This window comes from Deltaproteobacteria bacterium, from assembly GCA_040223695.1.
GTDB lineage: Bacteria > Desulfobacterota_D > UBA1144 > Nemesobacterales > UBA2774 > JAVKFU01.
The window spans coordinates 72,650-92,828 of sequence record JAVKFU010000019.1 but is presented as its reverse complement, the minus strand read 5'-3'; the positions used below and the strand labels follow the sequence as shown (position 1 = coordinate 92,828).

Sequence of the window (20,179 nt, the reverse complement as noted above, 5' to 3'; positions counted from 1 at the left end):
TGTAATTATCATTATCGACTTTATATGTATATGCAAACTGTGAGATCACTGAGTTCCCAGAGTGGAATCCACAGACCCCAGCTGCTCGCTTATCCCCGTAATAAAATATATGTCGGCCCCGTTGAAATCGACCCCCGGCGCGCCGGGTCTTATAGCGAGCGACTGTACGCCGTCAAAGAGTTGAGAGCCGGGATTAAAAGCCCTTATGCCCGCCGGAAAAGGAGCTATATACGGAAACGGGTCAACCTCATCCGTGTCGGTATCGACAACCGCGATTTGGTCGGAATTAAACAGGGTCGTAAACAGCAGGTTTCCCCTGATTGCTACATCCGCTGTGTTATTCAATCCGGATAGACCCGTAATTATAATAGGATTGTCCGTACCGTTTATTACATCGCCGGTCAGGAGATCAACCTTTAATAAAGCCCCTACCAGTCCCAGTCCCGTGTAACCGAACCCGTCGCCTGTCGCTGCTATAGCGTTAGGCAGACAGACTAACGCGTTTTCAGCGCTCAATGGAATAGGAATCGTATCGATTATAATATCTGTTTGCGGGTCGATTACGTCGATCGACGGAGGAAATTCTTCATCACAGAAGAATTCCGAGAAATCCGGTGTGGATGTAATGTTACCTGCATTGACTACGAAGATATTCCCGTCAAACACTATCATGCTGGTGCTGTTCGCGCCTGTAGCCTCTATCGTTGTAATAAACTGGTTGGTCTCAGCGTTAATCACGGATATAAAGCCGTTGCCGTTTGGATCGGAAAAGCCTGCCAGATTATTGTTCGATACATAGACCTTCCCGTTCGCTACAGCAACCCCTGCCGGGTCTTCAAAGGGTGTTCCCGCAACCGTGAGGACTTCCTGGCAAGGCTGTGTGTCTCCCCCTTGTCCGGCTCTTACAATAAGGGTTTCACAAACCCTGGTCTGGACGTTTACGACGGCTACGCTCTGACCGATATTATTCGCGACGTAGGCACGCGTATTGTCGAGAAATGCCATATCTGTGGGATTTGAGCCGGGTGGAAGAACAATAGTCCCTATAAGTCCAGGGGGATCCTGATCTAAATCAAAGACCTGTATATTATTGGAAAACCCATTTATCACATATGCCCTGTCTCCGCGTATCTCAATATCCGCAGGAACGCTCCCGAGATTGGCAAGGTTTTCCTCAACCGCATCCGAAAGCAGAGTGACCCCTATTACCGTATCTTCCACTATATTTCCGTTATTCGTTACCAGCACATTGAATGTGTCATCGGTGTCACCGATAAATGTGGGGTCGAAGCTCCCGTCTGGCGCCCCTGTTGTGGTCTTCGTCTTCCCCGTATCGAGATTCGTAACCTCCACAGTGCTTCCCGGAGGCACCGCGCCCTGAAGGCCGCCTACTTTTATTGTTTCCTCGGACCCCGCTTTCTCCGCAACCGCCAGAATGCTGCCCGTCGGTATAAAACCGCCTCCGCCTCCGCCTGTCTCATCGCATCCGCTAAGGGCTAATGCCGATACGGCCAATAAAAACATGGATACTAGTAATTTCATAAACAATACCTCCTTGTTGATATATCTTTTTTAATGTTTTGTCCGCTAAAAATTTATTCCTGCCGTGGCGAAATATGTCCTGCCGGGAAGCGGGAAATCGAGCGCGTCCCTTACGTCCAGATTGTCGGTCAGGTTCTTTATCTCGAACGTTACGAACAGTTTTTTCCATTCCGCCTTCGCCCCTATGTCGTAAGTCGTCCGGGGGTCTGTCGTTTTGGAGTTTGGGAAGGCGCTCAGCGGTATGCTGTCCACGTAATGAGTCTCCCAGAACAGCGTGAGCAGGTTGTACGTAAGGACGGCTCTCAGGTCGAACTTGTTTCTCGGTCTTCCCGGAAGCTGCGCCCCCGTTTCTTCCACCTCGCCGTCGAGAAACGTGTAACCGGCGAATAGCTCCAGGAAATCAAACGGTCTCAATACGAGACTCGTTTCAATGCCCTGCTCGACCACATCCCCTATATTCCTCGGCTCGATCCTGAGGGCGCTTATGAATACGAATGCGATAAGATCGTTAATGTGGTTTCTGAAATAGTTGAATTCGAGCGCGGCGCGGGGGTGTGACAGTACGAATCCTATATCGAAGTCGTAGGATGTCTCCGGTTTGAGGTCGGGGTTCCCCCCTATGAATCCCTCTTCCGGGAAGAAGAGCTCCCCGAAGCTCGGGGCCCTGAACGACCGGCCTACGTTTCCCTTGAATGACAGGTAATTAAACGGTGAAACAATTACGCCGAGCTTGGGGGAGAATCCAGAATCGGTAGTCGTCTCGTCCTCCCTTGTTGTCCACAGGTCATAACGGATCACCGGATTTATGAGCACCTTTTCGTCCCACAAGCTTATCTCGTCGCCCGCAAACACGCTGTACGTAAACCGCTTCGGGTTGTCGAAATCCTCGTCCCTCAAAATATCCCCCCTCGCCTCCGTCGCGAATGTCACTATCTGATTATAGGGAGCGAACCACGTGAGCCGCGGGTTTATACCGAACGAGTAGGTCTCGCTCAGAGTATCTATGGGCACGCCTACCGTAGGGGTCGGGTTGGTAAATTTCAGATAGTCGAACCTGTTGAACAGTATTATGTTGAGGTCCAGTTCAGGTTTTATAAAGCCATCTTTTGATATGTTCAGGCTGGTCAGGTTTCTCAAATCTTTCTGGCTTGAATTCGGCTGCTGAAACTCCCCTAGACCCGGCACCCCCCTGTCGTCGTAGAAGAATTCGTTGAGAAGCCCTATCTCCCAGCCGTTCCCCGGGTCGTAGTTGACTTTCCCCAGAAAACTTTCGGAGTGGAACTCGTTGTTTATCCTTTTGAGTGTGAGGTCGTTTACGGATTTGAATTTGAAATCACCCTCGCTCTGCGCGTGCGTAAATGACACCAGATAGCTGAAATCCCCGATTTTCTGGGCCCTTGATAAATTCAATTCGAATGTCTCGTACGAGCCGTACGTGGCGGAGCCGAATGTAAACGGCTCGTCGGTTTCTTTTGTTACGATGTTTACGACGCCGCCTATCGCGTCGCTTCCCGCAAGCGCGGACGCCCCGCCCCTCACGATCTCGAATCTGTCCACATAGTGAACCGGGATCGTCGAAAGATCTACTCCGCCGCCGATGGGATTATTGAGCCTCACGCCGTCCAGCAGAATCACTACCTGGTCGTTGGACGAGCCCCTGATGGACAGGGTTTTGAGCTGCCCGAATCCGCCGAAATCTCTTACGACCACCCCCGGCGAGAATGAGAGTATATCGGAGGCGGTATTGTATTCGCCCTTAAAATCCTCAAGCTCTATGACGGTCGAAAAAGCGGACGGGTAGTTTAGAGGAGGCTCTATGGGAGCATCCTCGACGACTATTGTCTCAAGGGTTTCCACCCCGCTCTCCTGGGCTATTGCCTGAAAAGTTGTTAGAACAAGAAATGCTGACAGGAAATGCTTTATCACTTGAGCCCCCGGTTCTTCGTACTGAAACCGGGAGACTGTTTGTATCTTAAAACCATTTACTTTCTCCCCCCGAAGAAAAGTAATTTCACAGTTGTAAGGCAGGTGTTCTGACTTGTAGCCTCGGGACTCCCCGGCGCCTTCCCGGAATCTTTGATTCCAGTGGCATTCTGCGGGGGACTTTACGGACTACTTACAGCAGCGAGCGGGCTGTACCGGATTCTCACCGGATTTCCCTATTAAGCTGAAAGCTCCTTACCACTATAAATTTTAAAAGAACCTTATAAACAACACATACATCATAACGTCTCAATTCTCAGGATTCAAGTCGCCGCCCGTCATTTCTTTCTGGCGGTGCTATAAAACAAGTGGTTCCTGAATATTGCCTCAGTCAATATTAGGGATTACCTCTTTTCCGAATAGCTCAATACAGTTTGAGATAACTTCGTGAGTAGCCTGAGGGAACACCATTCTGCAGGCTATATAATTGATTCCGAGCGTGTCCCGGTACATCTTTATTTCATCGATGCAGTCTTCAGGCGTCCCGATTATAAACCTTTGCTCCGCAAGGTGCTCGAAAAGCGGATCGTCCAGTCCGGTAAGCTGCTTACCCCTTACGAACATCTTCACTCCGAGCGAGAAGTAATACTTATACATGCTTATTATGTACTTGTTCCCGCCTTCTATGGCCCGGTCCCTGTCCGCGGATACGAATGTTTCTCTAAGGAGTATGTGCTCCACGTCGTCCGGGTTTTTCCCCGCCTTCTTCGCCTCATCGTTGTAGTAGCCGAGCGTATCCCTTACCATATCCACTGTTCTCCCGGGGCCTATCAGGAGCGGGTATCCGTACCTGCCCGCGCGCCTGATCGCGGGCTCCTCGAAAGCCCCCACGTAAAGGGGTATCGGCTTTTGTACCGGCTTCGGTGTGACCACGGTATTCTCCAGTTTATACCTTTCGCCTTCGTAGGAGAATTTTTCTCCCGCAAGCGCCTTCTCCAGCACCTCTATCCCCTCGTCCATCCTCGAGGGTCTTTGCTTCATCGGCACTCCCATCCCCTCGTATTCCTCTTTTCTGTATCCGAGCACCACGCCGAGATTAAACCTTCCGCCTGAAATATTATCGACCACGGCGGCATCCTCCGCCACCCTCACCGGATTGTGCAGTGGTAGGATAATTCCCGCGGAGCCGATCTTTATCCTTCCAGTCATAGCTGCCATAGCTGCCGCAATTACTGCGGGCGACGGACAGTAACCGTCTTCGAGGAAATGGTGCTCCGAGATCCACGCGGAGTCGAAATTCACATCTTCAGCCAGCTTCACCTGCTCGAGCGCGTTTTTGTATAGCTCCGGATGAGTGTAGGGAAGCTCCTCATGGCTCTGCATGCCGAACAGTCCGATACCGAATTTCATTTATTTTCCTCCTTCTTTTTGCTGTCTGTGCTTATTATAACATCTGGTTTCTATGGACTATAGAACCACTAGCGAACCGTCTGCCGCTTATTTGCGCTTATTATATTGTGTTTTGTCCGCTATTCCGTTTATAATGAAACTACAATTAATAGCGAGGTGTAAGAATGGCAAATGAGATTAAATTCGGACTTTCGGCCCCCATGCCCGGGGCTGATATGGATGGACTTTTAAAATTTTCGGTTATGGCGGACAAACTTGGATTCGATACCGTCTGGTATCCCGACCACCTTGTTTTCGTCTCCCCCACAGAAGCACACGAAGCATGGACAATAGCTACCGCGGCTGCGATGAAGACCAGTAATATCAGTCTCGGCACCGTCTCTGACCCGCACAGAATGCACCCTGCGGTGTTTGCTCAGAGACTCGCTTCCATCGACCACATATCGAAGGGCAGAGTCACACTGACATTAGGCGTCGGCGAGTCGATGAATCTCGACGCTTACGGCATTAAATGGAACAAGCCCCTTAAGAGACTGAGGGAATCGATGGAGATTATGCAGAAACTGTGGGCCTCGGACAGTCCGATCGATTACAAGGGTGAGTTTTTCGAGATGAAGGACGCTTTCCTTCAGGTGAGGCCTTACAAGAGGAACAGGATTCCAACCTATATAGCGACTCATACGCCCAAAGGTCTGAAGCTTGCGGGAGAGCTCGGGGACGGCTGGCTCCCCATCGACTTGAATCCCGGTCTTTATGCCGAATATCTGGGAACAATCAAGGAAAGCGCAAAGTCCGCGGGAAGAAAAATGAAGGAAATTGACCCCGCTCTCTGGGTCTTCACATCGCTCGGTAAAGATGAGGACGAGGCCTACAAAACGCTTGAGCCGTTTAAGTACGTGCTAGTCATGCAGGACCAGCTCAAAAAAGCGGGGTACGATGTCGAAATCCCCGAGGAGTATCACGGTCTTAACTATTTCAACGTCGTCCCTCAGGATGAGGAGGGCAGGCAGAAGTTCAGACAGCTGGGGCAGTTCTTCCCGAGGGAGGCCATAATCGACTTCACTATAACGGGTTCCAAAAAGGACTGTATAAACAAGATCGAGAAATATATAAAGAAGGGAGTCAGGCATTTCGTGCTCTTCTACAGGTTCAGCCCCGACCCGGAGAAGGCCCTTAAAACCTACGCCAAAGACATCATCCCATATTTTAAGGACTGATGAAATTTCAGTGACCCGGACGGCTACCTATGGGAAGTCGCATTGAACCCCTCATTCCAGATCGGAGAAGACGGTTCAATCCGTGTACCAGACTGAGTATTGTTATTGAAACTAAAATGACAGTAGGAGTGGCTTCCAGCTGCGAGCCCGCCCGGCGCGTCATTGCGAGAGTGCGAAGCACTCGCGGCAATCTTATCATTTCTTCTATTTCATTCCTATGGAAGGTAGAGGGAAAGATTTGTGATAGATAGAAGAAGTGCCTAATTCGCAGGCTCTCCCGCGTTCTTCATACTGTTATCTTCAAAGTACGCTTTCTTGAACAGCAAAAGGTCAAGCGGATTGGGTTTCAGGCCCTTTACGTAGGGCTTAATCATATTCTGCTGGTTCGATATATAGAAAGGCGCGATCGGGGCGTCGTCTTCAGTCAATATCTTCTGCGCCTTATCGTAAAGCTCCTTCCTTTTTCCTCGCTCTGTTTCCTGAGCCGCCTCCTCGACCAGCCTGTCGTATTCGGGATTGCACCACCTCGTCCTGTTATTTCCGGAATTGCAGGTGAACAGCGTCATGAAGTTATGAGGGTCGGGGAAGTCGGCGCCCCATCCCGCTCGGTGAATCTCGGGCGGGTCCGTATTGATAGTGCTGAGATAGACCTTCCATTCTTGGTTCGTGAGCTCGACTTTAATTCCCAGATACTCTTTCCACATGCTCTGTAGCGCCTCGGCAATGACCCTGTTATTGCTCACGTCGGGCCAGAGGAAAGACACCTCCGGGAACCCCTTGCCGCCTGGGTATCCGGCCTCCGCCAGCCACTTTTTTGCCTGCTCCGGGTCAAACTCGATCCCGATGTCCGGGTTGTAGCCGAGCATGTTCTTCGGAATCCAGGATTTTGTCGTTATACCGGCCCCCTGTATCAGGCCGACTATGCTCTGCCTGTCTATGGACGCCGCAAACGCCTTTCTCACGAGAGGGTTATCGAACGGGGGCTTCCCGACGTTGAACGCTATGTAGTTGCCCCTGAACTGAAGGGTCGTCGTAAAGTCATCCAGGTCTTTTAGCCTCGGCACTTCGAGAGGAGGGATGCTCTTGCTGTCCGCGTAGTCGAGCTGTCCCGCTTCGTACTGGGCCAGCGCCGAGGACGGGTTTTCGTTCATAATAAGCTTTACCTTTTCTATCTTCGGCGGCTCCCCCCGGTAATCGGGGTTTTTAGTCAGCAATATGTGGTCGTGGTGCTTCCACGACGTGAGAGTGTAGGGACCCAGTGTAACGATATTTGCGGGCTCGGTCCATTTAAGCCCGTGCTTCTCCACTACGTCCTTACGAATCGGATAGGTCGACATAAACGATAAGAGGCTCGGGAAATAAGAGGCCGGCCTTTTCAGTTTTACCTCGAGCGTGTTATCGTCGAGAGCCCTTACCCCAACCTTGTTTACGTCATTGATTTTCCCCGTGTTATATTCCTCGGCGTTCTCTATGTCATAAAGGAAGTATGCGTAGTCTCCCCCCGTCTCGGGACTCAAAATCCTTTTCCATGAGTATTCGAAGTCCTGCGCCCTCAAGGGCTTTCCGTCTGTCCACTTAACGTTTTCCCTGATTTTAAAGATATATGTCTTGCCGTCGTCGCTCATTTCCCAGCTCTCCGCAAGGGCGGGACGGGGCTTGAACTCTTCGTCGAACTGCGTAAGACCCTCCATCAGGTTATTCAGCACCGTATATGACGTCGTGTCGGTCGCGCGGGACGGGTCGAGCGTGGGCGGCTCGTTGCCGATATTTATATTGAGCGTGTCTTTCTGGCTCCAATCGATGTCATTGCCGCTATTATTGCCGCAGCCGAAGATCAGGAATGTGCTTACAAATAATAGAATTATCTTAGTGTTCATAATCGCACTATCTTAAAGAATGAGTTTCTCATTGTCCAATATGATTGCACTCAGGCGATTGTATTCTCTCCGTGCTTATCATTTTCTCTCTATATCCGGGTTTGATCCTGAACCTGGCGATCAGAATCAGCATGAGCGCTCCTTTACAAATTGATTAAAAGCCGTAGTATAGGCATTGCGTATTTTGATTTCAAGTAAGATAGAGGGGGTAAATATGCCGAGCGATAAATACGAGCAGGGTTTAAAAAAGCTTGAGGAGATCTCTCCCGGAGCCGCGGAAAGGACGGCGGCCAGTCTTAACGATATAGCGCCCGACATGGTGCGCTACCTCATGGAGTTCGTGTTCGGCGAGATATCCTCCCGGCCGGGTCTGGACATGAAGTCGCGTGAAATCACCGCTGTCGCCGCTCTTACGGCTCTGGGTACTGCGCCCAATCAGCTCAAGGTGCATATCAAGGGCGCGCTCAACTGCGGCTGCACCAGAGAAGAGATTGTAGAGGTTTTAATGCAGACGCTCGTTTACGCCGGTTTCCCGGCCGCCCTCACGGGTCTCAGGCTGGCTAAAGAGGTATTCCAGGAGCTGGACGGAAAGTCCTAGACCGTATATACATCCTGAATGATTCTATTTCGTTCACCCGCTGTATGCGTGGCGTAATGAAAAAATATAGAGACTTTGACCTCGTAACATTGTATTCTGTAATACATGCAAACTGATTTTTCTACGGACAGAGAGTAAGAATTCTGTAGAGAACAGAAGGAGATAGAAATGAAATTCTACATTATGATTCTTTCCCTGATTTTTACGGTAGGTTTTGTCTACGCGTGCGCAAAGCCCAAAGGCAACAGCCCTGCGTCCAAAAGAGCGTATATCCTGCAGATGAAGGACAATACCCTTGCCGAGCTTTACGCGAAAGAGCCCGTAACGAGGGAATTGATAGAACATGCCGCGGGCTACGGTGTCTTCAGCAATATCAGCACCCAGTTTCTGGTCGTCGGTTCAGGGAATGGCTACGGCGTCGTGGTAAATAGCTCCAATGGCAAAGAGACGTTTATGAAGATGGCCGAAGGAGGTATAGGCCTCGGAGTGGGAGTTACGGATAAGAGAGAGGTGATTATATTCAACAGCCCTGTCGTTCTCAACGAGTTTATCAGGAAGGGATGGGATTTCGGCGTCCAGGGCGACGCTGCGTTGAAATCGAAAACCAGGGGCGCTGCGGCAAGCGGAGAAATCCCGTTTGACTCCGACATAATTATCTATCAAATTACCGATCAGGGCATAGCGCTTCGTACGAATGTCGGCGCCGAGAAATACTGGATTGACAGCGAGCTGAATTATTATTGATCGCTAATCGATAAATTCAAATATGCACTTACAGCCCGACTCTTTCGTGAATGAGATACGGACCTCCGGGAATTTTTTACTCAGGGCCTAACGTCCTCCCGCGATGGGCATATGATCCTCTCAGGGCGCATCTTATTATTGTTATATTCTCGTTACCGCTGAATAAACTTGATTCGGCGCGTCACACATACATCACAGTCGGGTAATTTATTGTCATGAAATATAAAATTATCCTGGCCTCATCCTCCCCCAGAAGAAAAGAGCTTCTTGGAAATACCGGGATTGAATTTGAGGTTGTGAGCCCGTCCGCGGACGAGTCCCTCAAAGGAGATGAAACCCCTCAAGAGTTCGCGCTCAGGGTATCCCTGGATAAAGCCTCATCCGTTTCCCGGAATTTGGAAAACGGCAATATGGTTATCGGAGCCGATACAATCGTGGTCGTGGATGGCGAGGTACTCGGAAAGCCGTCGGGTAAAGGGGAAGCGGCGCTTATGCTTCAAAAAATATCGGGAAAGGAGCATAATGTATACACGGCTTTCTCAATTGTTAAGCCAAAGCGGGAAGTTCTCCACAGTGAAATCGTGCGAACCAGGGTCGGCATCAAGCCGCTTGCGGCGTACGAGATAGAAGGTTACATTAAGACCGGAGAGCCGATGGATAAAGCGGGGGCGTACGGTATTCAGGGAATAGGCGCCTTTATGGTAACGGGAATCGAGGGTTCATACACGAATGTCGTAGGTCTCCCGGTGGTAGAGCTGCTTGAGGCTTTAAAAAAACTCGGAATAGTCGAGCCGTTCGGTAAGTATGGATTTGGCAAGTAATATAAAAAATGTAACCGAGAGGATAGAAAAAGCCGCTAAAAGGTCGGGAAGAAATATCAGCGATATAAGACTGGTAGCGGTGACCAAGCAGGTGGAAGCCCAAAGAATCATAGAGGCGGCGGGGTTAGGCGTCGATACATTCGGAGAGAACTACGCGCAGGAGTTAAGGGACAAGCATAAAACCGTGGAAAAAGCGGTAAAGAGCGGTGTAAAATGGCATTTCATAGGCCGCCTTCAGCGTAACAAGGTCAAGTACCTGATCGGGAACGTAGAGCTTGTTCATTCGCTGGATTCTGTGTCAGTCGCCATGGAGATAGATAAAAGAGCTGGAAAAGCGTGTATCAGGATGCCTGTTCTCATAGAGGTGGACACTGGAGGGGAGGAGGCCAAGGGGGGGGTCGGGAGGGATGAAGTCCAGGGATTCATTAACCGTCTCGGGGATTATGATCATATCGAGGTTAAGGGGCTTATGACGATGCCGCCTTTTTTCGACGAGCCCGAAAGGGCGAGGCCCTATTTCGTGGAGCTCAGGGAATTGAGGGATAATCTCAGGGAGAAGTTTCCCGGACTCACAGAGCTATCCATGGGAATGAGCGGCGATTTTGAGGTCGCTATAGAAGAAGGGGCTACGATGGTAAGAATAGGCTCGGCGATTTTCGGAGCGAGAGCCTGAAATTCGGACGGTAGGGAATAGATATGGCGAAAATAGGATTCATAGGCGCGGGGAACATGGCCGAGGCCCTTTTAAAAGGGCTTATTTCATCGGGCGTTGTAGGTAATACCGAAATTCTGGTTAGCGATACTGTCGCCAAAAGACTGGATCATGTTAAATCAGTTTTCGGAGTTAAAACGACCGCGGACAATAGAGAGCTGACCGGGAAATCTGAGCTGATAATTTTGTCCGTAAAGCCGAATTCGACTGGAAAGGTTGTAAATGAAATAAAATCCCAAATTACACTCGAAAAGATTATTGTTTCCATAGCTGCCGGTATTCCGGTTCGGACAATCGCGGGCGCTCTTGGAAAAAAGAAGGTGAAAATCGTCCGCGTTATGCCGAATACCCCTGCCCTGGTTCAGGCCGGCGCGTCAGTGCTTTACTGCAATTCCAATCTGAATCATAAAGAGCGGGAGGAGGTGAGGAAGATTTTCGAATCTGTCGGCCTTGCGTATATTGTGGAAGACGAAAGCCTGATGGATGCGGTCACGGGACTCAGCGGCAGCGGGCCCGCTTTCGTATCTATGTTCGTAGAGGCCCTTTCGGACGGAGGAGTAAAGATGGGTCTCCCGCGGGATATAGCGCTCAAACTCGCGGCTCAGACGGTTTACGGCACGGCAAAAATGATTATTGAGGAAAAGACGCACCCCGCGGAGCTCAAAGACAAAGTATCATCTCCCGGGGGCACTACGATCGAGGGAATACACGAGCTTGAATCCGGAGGGTTCAGGGCGAACGTCATATCGGCTGTGGAAGCCGCCGCGTATCGTTCGAGAGAATTATCCAAGGAGAATAAATAATGTTTATTGTCGCCAACCTTATCATCGGAATAGGTCAAACACTCCATTATATGATCACTATCTATTTATTCATAATTGTCGGCAGAGCTATAATATCATGGGTAAATCCCGATCCTTATAATCCGATAGTTCAATTTCTTTATAAAGCAACCGAGCCTGTCTTGAGGTACGCCAGACGGCTTCTTCCGGTAATGGGCGGAATAGATTTATCGCCGATTATAGTGATGGTTGCGCTTTTCTTCATCGACCAGGTGGCGGTGCAGTCAATTATAGATTACGGTACTCAGCTAAAGTTAGGCTTGCGATAAAATATTGGAAGAGTCATCGGTACATATAGAGATCCTGATTCAACCCGGGTCCTCGAAAGATGAAATTACCGGATTTCATGACGGGAGGCTGAAAATAAGGATTTCCGCCCCGCCTGCCCGCGGGGAGGCTAATAAACGGCTGATCGGATTCACTTCGAAGATTTTGGAGTACCCAAATCGAGCGTGGATATAATTAAGGGAAAATCCTCAAGAATAAAAATCCTGAAAGTAACGGGAATCGATAAGCAAGCCTATGATTCATTCATATCAAAGTACAGGTCGGAATAAATTCCGGATTTTCAATCATGTCTGAAATTCTTCTGAACGGAAACAGGATTCACTATATATCGGACAGTGAAATAGACAGGAGCCGTGCTACGGTTTTAATGATACACGGCGCCGGGCAGAGGAGCGCTACCTGGAGATTTCAGATTGACCTTTTAGGAAAAACGCCCGGTTTTAATTTCATTGCGCCCGATCTGCCGGGGCACGGCAAGTCCGGCGGTGAAGGACACCGGAGTGTGGACGGGTACAAAGAATTCATAGAGGAATTCGCCGGTACACTGGGCCTGGATGATCTCATACTCGTAGGCCACTCTATGGGCGGGGGTGCGGCTATGCTTTTCGCGCTGGAGCACGCTGAGAAGGTAAGGGCATGCGTTCTGGTTGACACAGGGGCGAGGCTGCGGGTCGCGGAAGAAACCTTGAAGGCCGTTAAAAATAACTATCGGCTGTTTTGCGATATTTCCCCAACGAGAGCGTTTGCGGAAAATTCATCCGAGGAGCTAAAAAAGGAGTTCCGCGAGGGATTGCTCAATACCTCTCAGGATGTCTGTTATTGGGATTTAGTCGCCTGCGACGAATTCGATATCACGGCCCGTGTAGGCGAAATCGGTGTTCCCGCGCTCATTGTTTCAGGCTCGGAGGACATCCTGACCCCGGTGAAATACGGAGAGTATCTAAATAAGAACATTAAAGGGTCGAGTTTTAAAGTTATTGAGAAAGCGGGGCACTTCGTTATGCAGGAAAGTCCTGAAGAATTCAATCGGGTTTTAATAAGCTTTATATCGGCGCTGAAGTAGATGAACCCGCCCGGCTTTTTGAATCCCGTTACTCGGCAAACTCATCTATTGAAAATGTAATATCGTATATTTATATTATAATGTGCGGGTGAATAGACCCTGGGAGCCCGTTTTGACGGGAATAAACAAGGGATTGAGGTATGTTAGGGTGCGGGTATTACTTTTAATTATTGCGTTAATATTCTTATTCGGGTTTTTTGCAACCTCCGAAGCGGCTGATTATGACTTCAACAATATTGAAGATATTTTCGGCCCGGTTCCGGCAACCTCCTGCTACAATTACACCTTTATAGATAGCGGCACACTCAGAGGAACTCTGCTCGAACAGGAAGAAATGGACGCTGCCCGGGATAATTGGAATAATATTTCATACAATGAGGGAAAGAACCTCTGTATACCCGAAAAGAAATTAATGGCCGCCTTGCAACAGTCAGCCGCTACCGGGGATCAATCTCCTGAATACGGGCTATCATCGGCGAACTATTCCTTGTCGCCCAATCCGGCAGTCGGATTTGTAGAAGACGGCACGCTTGATTTTGAAGAGTTCCGGTCCAGGGAAACGATATTTTACGGCGGGTTACTGCCGTTCGTGGCTATTCCCGACAGCGATCTGGCGACAGAGGATCATTTTTTTAATGAGGAAAGTTTTTCCCTCTTTCTTTATTTCAAAAGGAAGTTTTAACCCCGTGGTTTTATCCTGCCCGTCTCCTCTCGTACCATTCACATTTGCCCAAATATAAAGGTTATTTATAGAGAAATATGCCAAGCCCCTCCTCTCTCCCTTTACTAGAACCTCTATTTTGTTAAAATAGATGCAACTTTTTTAAAGGGAGAAAGAAAAAATGAAAATATCTTTATTAGGCGGAACAGGGGATATTGCCGAGGGGCTTGTTCTCAGATGGTCCAAGGCCGGGCACGAGATCTTCATAGGCTCTAGGAGCGATGAGAAAGCCAAGGGCATAGCGTCCGAGTACATAGAAAAATTGAAGGCCCTGGGTGTCGAACCCAAAATTCATGGCATGCCGAATGCGGACGCGGCTAAAGAATCCGAAATAATAATCATAAGCATCCCGCCGGAGTACGCGGCCTCCACCGTGAGTCAGATCGGCGATAGTATTTCGGATCAGATAGTCGTAACTCCGGTCGTATCGATGAAAAGGGAAGGTAAGGCCTTTTTATTTAATCCCCCGGCACAGGGCTCCTCGGCGCTCGAGATTAAAGAGGCACTCCCGGAGACCGCAAGGCTTGTATCGGCCTATCATAACCTTCCTGCGAAGGAGCTGAGCGAGATAGACAGGGAGCTGGATTATGACGTGGTCATTTGCGGCGACGATGAAGGTGCCAAGGATGTTGTAAAGAATCTTACAGAAGAGATGCGGAACCTCAGGGTGCTTGATGCTGGACCTCTGGAAGTGTCATCAATGATAGAGGCGATGACCCCTCTGATCGTCAACCTGAATGTCAGGTATAAACCGCAGCATTTTTCCGTAAAGTTCGTTTGATTATTCGAGAGGCGGCTTGTCAAGCCGCCTCTCGAGCTTCTATTATTCGCCCATGATCTGGAGAATTATCTTCCTTGACCTCGGTCTGTTGTCGAAATCAACGAGTATTATCTGCTGCCATGTCCCCAGAAGTAATTGCGAAGACGAGAAAGGCACGGTTAGCGACGCCCCCTGGAGCGCGGCCCTGACGTGGGAATAGCCGTTGCCGTCGCCCCACCTCTCGTCATGATGATAGTGAATTCCCCTGGGCGCGATCCTGTCTATGGCTTCACTATAGTCCCTTATGGCGCCGCTTTCGTACTCTATTGTTGTAACCCCGGCGGTTGATCCCGGTATAAAGACAGTTACCGTCCCCGAAGATAAACCCGACTCCCTTACGCCCTCCGCGACGGCGCCTGTTATATCGATTAAGTCCGTTTCTCCCTGAGTCTGTAAACTCAGGCTTTTCGTAATGACTGCCAATTCGTCCCTCCTATAATAGTTTTAATTGAACGGGTTTCTCGAGCGGTATCGCCTCGTACCCTCTCTTTTGAAGAGTCCGGGCAAACCCGGTTGCGTAGCCGTGGGTGAGGTAAACGGTTTCCGGCCCGACGAATTCCACAAACTCCAAAAGCTCGTCATAACCTGCGTGAGTGCTCAGCGGAAATATCTCGTCCGCGTTGAATATCCTTTTCATGTAGGATATTTCATCATTCGCCGCTTCAATTATCAGCGCCACTCTTTTATTTTTAATTTTCTCCAGATTCCTGGATTCCCCTTTGAGCGGCGGAAATATCAGCACCTTTCCTTCGAGCCTCTTTGGTCTGAATGGCTCGTAGTTTGAAAGCTCAATACCTGACTGCTCGTATATTTTAGCGGCTTTGTAAATCGATTTGTGGACGCTCATTTTATACCCGTTCCCGGAAAGTATCTTCATCACTTCCTGGGCCTTTCCCGGAGTTTCCGCCAGCATTACTGGGCTTGAGCCCGAGGAAAGAGACACGTCTATAAATTCGATCAACGAGCCTATGACCTCCTCGGACGGCGAAAAAGTATATTTCGGTGCACCATAGGTGCACTTTAGGACTAGTATCTGACACCTTTTGACATGCGCCGGCACAGAAGTAAGCGACTGCCGGAGGTTCAAGTCTCCCGTATAAATGATCAACTTGCTCCCGTTATTGATAACTATCTGCGAGGAGCCCGGCATGCACCCGGAAGGGATCAGCTCCACCTGCAGGTTCCCGAGCGTAAAAGGTCTGTGATAGGGACAGGCCAGAACAACCGATTTCTTTATCCTCTTTTCTATGAGCTTAATTGTCTCCGGGGTGGAAATAACTTTTTCAGGGGAGACGAATCTGTCAACATTAGCGCTGGATATAAAAGATAATTTGGTTTTCTTTCTTGAGTCAAACCAGAGGTCGGTGCCTTTTAGATGAATCCCTTGATCGTATTCTATCATTCTCAAACGGGATTCTTAGTGTACTGCGGGAGAGGGGATTTGCAAGCGCGGGTTAAGAAACGCCGCCCGGCTTATAAAAGTCATTCTACCGGAGTTCGAGAATATACACTTTATATTGACAAGGAAATGTCGTAACAGTGATAATTCTAACTTTGGTATCCGCTGATTATCCATACTTCTGGATGACTGTAATTTTTAAAGGGAGCGACACGGATGGATAAAACCGAAAAGCTGTTGAAGGAATTGACCGAGGCGCACGGTATTCCGGGATATGAAACCGAGATACGCGGTGTGATACGAAACCACCTGAAACCACTGGGCGAGTTAAGCCAGGACAACATGGGGAGCCTTATCTGCAAGAGGGCGGGAAAGTTTTCCGAACCCGGGATAATGCTTGCGGGCCATATGGATGAAATCGGATTTATGGTTAAACACATCTCGTCCGAGGGGTTCATAAAATTTACCACCCTCGGCGGATGGTGGGACCACGTGCTTCTCGGCCAGAGAGTGGTAATCAAGACTAACAAGGGTGATGTCGTAGGAGTAATAGGGGCGAAGCCTCCCCACCTCCTGTCCCAGGATGAAAGGGGCAAGCTCGTGCAGAGAAAAAATATGTATATAGATATCGGGTCTACATCCGAGAAAGAAGTGGAAAAAGCGGGTGTCCGCGCCGGCGATCCCATAGTCCCCGTAAGCGAATTCACGATCCTGTCCAATCCCAAAACGTATATGTCCAAGGCTTTCGATGACCGCGTGGGCTGCGGAGTACTCATATCCGCCCTTCAGTCCATTACTAAAAACAGGCAGCCCAATACCCTCTACGGCGTGGCGACGGTTCAGGAAGAAGTCGGCGTGCGCGGTGCGAGCACGAGCGTTGAAATCGTCAGCCCCGACATAGCAATAATACTCGAGTCCGATATTGCGGGCGACGTGCCCGGCATAAAGGCCGATGAATCCTCAACCAAGCTTGCCGGAGGCCCCTCACTTCTTCTCTATGACGCGCGGATGATACCCAACCTCAAGCTGAGGGACCTCGTGATCGATACCGCCAGGAAATCAAAAATACCGCTTCAGTTCACTACGATGGAAGGCGGCGCTACGGACGGCTCCGTAATACACCTCCATAAAGAGGGCGTTCCCACGGTTGTGCTCGGAGTGCCCACACGTCACATTCACAGCCACAACTCGATAATTCACAGAGCTGATTTCGATAATACGGTCAAGCTGCTGAAGGCGGTAATAGAAAAGCTGGACAAAAAAACCGTAGAGAAAATCAAGTCTTTTGCATAGCGGAAAATATATTCTATGATAGGTTTTAAAACTTAATATCGGCTAAGACCAAATAACTGGTAAACTTAAACCCACTTTGGATTCAATTAAAATCACGGGAGCAAGGGAGCACAATCTTAAAGACGTCTCCTTGAGCCTTCCCAGAAGAAAATTAGTTGTAATAACCGGTGTAAGCGGCTCGGGGAAGTCTTCCCTCGCCTTCGATACCCTTTTTGCCGAGGGGCAGCGGAGGTACATGGAATCCCTTTCCGCCTATGCGAGGCAGTTCGTCGAGAAGATAGATAAGCCGGACGTGGATTCGATCGAAGGGCTTTCTCCGTCGATCTCCGTCGATCAGAAGACTTTTCAGAGGAACCCGCGCTCTACCGTGGGCACAATAACGGAGATCTATGATTTCATGAGACTCCTCTACGCCAGGCTCGGCAAGCCCTACTGTCACAAATGCGGTTTGGAGATAACGGCGCAGAGCCTCGATAAAATGGTCGAGCGCGTCACGGGTCTCGGAGCGGGCGAGAAGGTAACGATTTACTCCCCCATAGTGCAGGGAAGAAAGGGCGAGTACAGAAAGGAGCTGGATGAGCTGAGGAGGGAGGGTTTTCTAAGGGTCAGAATAGACGGAAGGGTCCATGATCTCGATGACGAAATAAAACTCGGCAGGCAGAAAAAACATACGATAGAGCTCCTGGTGGACGTTATCGTCATCCGCCCTGAAAACGTTCAGGACAGGGTAGGAGATTCACTCCAAATCGCGCTTAAGCGCTCGGGCGGGATTGTCAGGGTAGAGACGGAAAAAGGGGAGGTTCTCACGCTTAGCGACAAATTCGCCTGTCCCGGGTGCGGCATGAGCTATCCCGAGATATCCCCGAGGCTCTTTTCTTTCAACAGCCCTTATGGATCATGCCCCGAGTGTCACGGGATCGGAGAAATCTGGTTTTGCGATCCGGAGCTCCTGATCGACGATGAGCTTTCCATCGAAGACGGGGCGATAATACCATGGAGAAACTCCAGTTACTTCAAGCGGCTTATAGAAAACGTAGCCGAGTATTACGGCATCAGCATGACCGTTCCTTTCGGCAAACTTCCCCCCAAGGCCAGGAAAACGATTATAAACGGCTCGGGTGACGAGGAGATCATATTTTACAGGGAGAGACGGGGCAGGGTGCTTAAGTACCGGGATACCTATAAGGGAGTTGTAGGCATAGTCAGGGAGTGGTATCAGGAAACCGAATCCGCTCCCGTCCGCGAGAAGCTTTCGCAGTTTATGAGGACTGTAGAGTGTCCGGTGTGCAAAGGGTCGAGGCTCAGAACAGAGGCCCTTTCCATACTTATTGACGGCAAGTCGATACACGATGTGGCTACGATGTCAGCGGCTGTGAGTCTCGAATTCTTTAAGGGCTTGAAGTTCACCCCGAGGGAATTTCAGATTGGAGAGAGAATACTAAAAGAGATCGACTCGCGTTTGACTTTTTTGACGGACGTGGGGCTCGGTTATCTTACCCTTGACCGTTCCGCCCCGACTCTGTCGGGCGGCGAAGCGCAGAGGATAAGACTCGCGACTCAGGTCGGATCGAAACTTACGGGTATTACCTACGTACTTGATGAGCCGACTATCGGGCTTCACTCCCGGGACAATAAAAGGCTCATATCCACGCTCAAATCCCTGAGAGACAGCGGAAATACGGTAATCGTTGTCGAGCATGACGAAGATACGATAAGAAACGCCGATTTTATTGTGGATATAGGTCCCGGAGCGGGTGAAAAAGGCGGGAGGATCGTAGCCGAAGGGGATTTAAAGGAGCTGATAAGACACGGTGAATCCCTGACCGCCAATTATCTCACTGGAAATTTCACGATACCTGTCCCCAAAGTAAGAAGGGAGCCCAGGGGGTTCATAGAAATAAAAGGGGCCTCCGAGCATAATTTGAAGGACATTGACGTTTCCTTTCCGATCGGAGTTTTTACATGCGTCACGGGTGTATCGGGTTCGGGGAAAAGCACCCTCGTGATCGATACCTTGTATAACGCGCTAAGCCGGAAGCTCTACAGGAGCAAGGAAAGGGTCGGAAAGCATGAAATGCTGTCCGGCGACGGAGAGATCGATAAGGTCGTAAATGTGGAGCAGACCCCTATAGGAAGGACGCCGAGGTCCAATCCCGCGACATACACCGGCCTTTTTACGCCGATCAGGGACCTTTTCGCAATGCTCCCACAGGCCAATATGCGGGGATACAAACCGGGGAGATTCAGCTTCAACGTAAAGGAAGGGAGGTGCAGCGTCTGCCTCGGACACGGGACGGTGAAGATAGAGATGCACTTTCTTCCGGATGTATATGTTACGTGCGAAAGATGCGGGGGAAGCAGGTATAATTCGGAGACCCTTGAGGTCAAATACAACGGCAAGAGTATCGCAGACGTACTTGATATGACGGTAAGGGAAGCGGCCGGTTTTTTTAAAAACATCCCTCAGGTCAAATCCAGACTGGATGTCCTTGAGGCGGTGGGGCTCGAGTACATAAGGCTCGGCCAGCCGGCGACAACACTTTCGGGGGGCGAGGCGCAGCGAATAAAGCTTTCAAAAGAGCTCTCCAGGCGTTCGACCGGGAGAACGCTATACATCCTCGACGAGCCTACCATCGGGCTTCATTTCGACGATGTAAAGAAGCTTATTCACGTGCTTCAGCAGCTCACTGATACGGGAAACACCGTAATCGTTATTGAGCATAATCTCGATGTGATAAAATGCGCCGATTATGTGATCGATATGGGACCCGAAGGGGGCGAGAACGGCGGATACATCGTTGAGCACGGGACACCTGAAAAAATCTCGCAGACGAGGGGATCCCATACGGCAACGTTCTTGAAACATGTCCTTAAAAACGGGAAACGCCGGAAGAAGGGAATAAATTAAA

The 20,179-nt window shown here is 49.8% G+C and carries 18 protein-coding genes and 1 riboswitch; of the genes, 12 read left to right on the top strand and 6 right to left on the bottom strand.

Going from position 1 to position 20,179, the window contains the following annotated elements:
• Nucleotides 1-45: 45 nt before the first annotated feature.
• From RIG61_12450 to RIG61_12440, 3 genes are all read right to left on the bottom strand, one after another.
• Complete coding sequence (locus RIG61_12450; protein MEQ9619968.1) at nt 46-1,542, bottom strand: hypothetical protein; 1,497 nt, start codon at nt 1,540-1,542, stop codon at nt 46-48.
• A 45-nt stretch (nt 1,543-1,587) separates the two neighbouring features.
• A complete protein-coding gene (locus RIG61_12445; GenBank protein MEQ9619967.1) occupies nt 1,588-3,468 on the bottom strand; it encodes a TonB-dependent receptor in 1,881 nt (626 codons plus the stop codon).
• 79 nt (nt 3,469-3,547) lie between these two features.
• Nucleotides 3,548-3,738, bottom strand: a riboswitch (cobalamin riboswitch).
• Nucleotides 3,739-3,852: 114 nt separating this feature from the next.
• A complete protein-coding gene (locus RIG61_12440) occupies nt 3,853-4,875 on the bottom strand; it encodes an LLM class flavin-dependent oxidoreductase (protein ID MEQ9619966.1) in 1,023 nt (340 codons plus the stop codon).
• A 164-nt stretch (nt 4,876-5,039) separates the two neighbouring features.
• Here RIG61_12440 and RIG61_12435 point away from each other — a divergent pair, with 164 nt between their 5' ends.
• The gene (locus tag RIG61_12435; protein ID MEQ9619965.1) at nt 5,040-6,092 is read left to right on the top strand and encodes an LLM class flavin-dependent oxidoreductase; all 1,053 of its coding nucleotides are present in this window, start codon (nt 5,040-5,042) and stop codon (nt 6,090-6,092) included.
• Between the two features lie 260 nt (nt 6,093-6,352).
• Here the strand turns inward: RIG61_12435 and RIG61_12430 are convergent, their stop codons facing one another.
• Entirely contained in the window at nt 6,353-7,969 is a 1,617-nt protein-coding gene (locus tag RIG61_12430; protein MEQ9619964.1) for a peptide ABC transporter substrate-binding protein, read from the bottom strand.
• 214 nt (nt 7,970-8,183) lie between these two features.
• Between RIG61_12430 and RIG61_12425 the strand changes: the two genes are divergently transcribed.
• The 9 genes from RIG61_12425 (at nt 8,184) to npdG (ending at nt 14,539) form a co-directional block, all read left to right on the top strand.
• Nucleotides 8,184-8,567 carry a carboxymuconolactone decarboxylase family protein gene (locus RIG61_12425; GenBank protein MEQ9619963.1) on the top strand — a complete coding sequence of 128 codons (384 nt, stop codon included), beginning with the start codon at nt 8,184-8,186 and terminating at the stop codon, nt 8,565-8,567.
• Nucleotides 8,568-8,735: 168 nt separating this feature from the next.
• Nucleotides 8,736-9,311, top strand: coding sequence for a hypothetical protein (locus tag RIG61_12420; GenBank protein MEQ9619962.1), 576 nt, complete (start codon nt 8,736-8,738; stop codon nt 9,309-9,311).
• A gap of 215 nt (nt 9,312-9,526) precedes the next feature.
• Complete coding sequence (locus RIG61_12415; GenBank protein ID MEQ9619961.1) at nt 9,527-10,132, top strand: nucleoside triphosphate pyrophosphatase; 606 nt, start codon at nt 9,527-9,529, stop codon at nt 10,130-10,132.
• A complete protein-coding gene (locus tag RIG61_12410; GenBank protein ID MEQ9619960.1) occupies nt 10,116-10,805 on the top strand; it encodes a YggS family pyridoxal phosphate-dependent enzyme in 690 nt (229 codons plus the stop codon). The genes RIG61_12415 and RIG61_12410 overlap by 17 nt, the downstream gene beginning before the upstream one ends.
• 23 nt (nt 10,806-10,828) lie before the next feature.
• The gene (proC, locus tag RIG61_12405) at nt 10,829-11,647 is read left to right on the top strand and encodes a pyrroline-5-carboxylate reductase (protein ID MEQ9619959.1); all 819 of its coding nucleotides are present in this window, start codon (nt 10,829-10,831) and stop codon (nt 11,645-11,647) included.
• Entirely contained in the window at nt 11,647-11,955 is a 309-nt protein-coding gene (locus RIG61_12400) for a YggT family protein (protein ID MEQ9619958.1), read from the top strand. The genes proC and RIG61_12400 overlap by 1 nt, the downstream gene beginning before the upstream one ends.
• Before the next feature lie 305 nt (nt 11,956-12,260).
• Complete coding sequence (locus RIG61_12395) at nt 12,261-13,037, top strand: alpha/beta hydrolase (GenBank protein MEQ9619957.1); 777 nt, start codon at nt 12,261-12,263, stop codon at nt 13,035-13,037.
• A 112-nt stretch (nt 13,038-13,149) separates the two neighbouring features.
• Nucleotides 13,150-13,719 carry a hypothetical protein gene (locus RIG61_12390; GenBank protein MEQ9619956.1) on the top strand — a complete coding sequence of 190 codons (570 nt, stop codon included), beginning with the start codon at nt 13,150-13,152 and terminating at the stop codon, nt 13,717-13,719.
• Between the two features lie 160 nt (nt 13,720-13,879).
• A complete protein-coding gene (gene npdG, locus RIG61_12385; protein ID MEQ9619955.1) occupies nt 13,880-14,539 on the top strand; it encodes an NADPH-dependent F420 reductase in 660 nt (219 codons plus the stop codon).
• A 42-nt stretch (nt 14,540-14,581) separates the two neighbouring features.
• On the opposite strand, the gene RIG61_12380 is transcribed toward npdG, so the two are convergent.
• Together RIG61_12380 and RIG61_12375 are read right to left on the bottom strand one after the other, a co-directional pair.
• Complete coding sequence (locus tag RIG61_12380; protein ID MEQ9619954.1) at nt 14,582-15,001, bottom strand: secondary thiamine-phosphate synthase enzyme YjbQ; 420 nt, start codon at nt 14,999-15,001, stop codon at nt 14,582-14,584.
• 10 nt (nt 15,002-15,011) lie between these two features.
• Nucleotides 15,012-15,980, bottom strand: a complete 969-nt coding sequence (locus RIG61_12375; GenBank protein MEQ9619953.1) for an MBL fold metallo-hydrolase — start codon at nt 15,978-15,980, stop codon at nt 15,012-15,014.
• A gap of 213 nt (nt 15,981-16,193) precedes the next feature.
• Between RIG61_12375 and RIG61_12370 the strand changes: the two genes are divergently transcribed.
• Both RIG61_12370 and uvrA read left to right on the top strand, forming a co-directional pair.
• Nucleotides 16,194-17,270 (top strand): M42 family metallopeptidase, encoded by a 1,077-nt coding sequence (locus RIG61_12370; protein MEQ9619952.1) that lies wholly within the window; start codon nt 16,194-16,196, stop codon nt 17,268-17,270.
• Nucleotides 17,271-17,346: 76 nt separating this feature from the next.
• Nucleotides 17,347-20,178, top strand: coding sequence for an excinuclease ABC subunit UvrA (gene uvrA / locus RIG61_12365; protein ID MEQ9619951.1), 2,832 nt, complete (start codon nt 17,347-17,349; stop codon nt 20,176-20,178).
• The last annotated feature ends 1 nt before the right edge of the window (nt 20,179 follow it).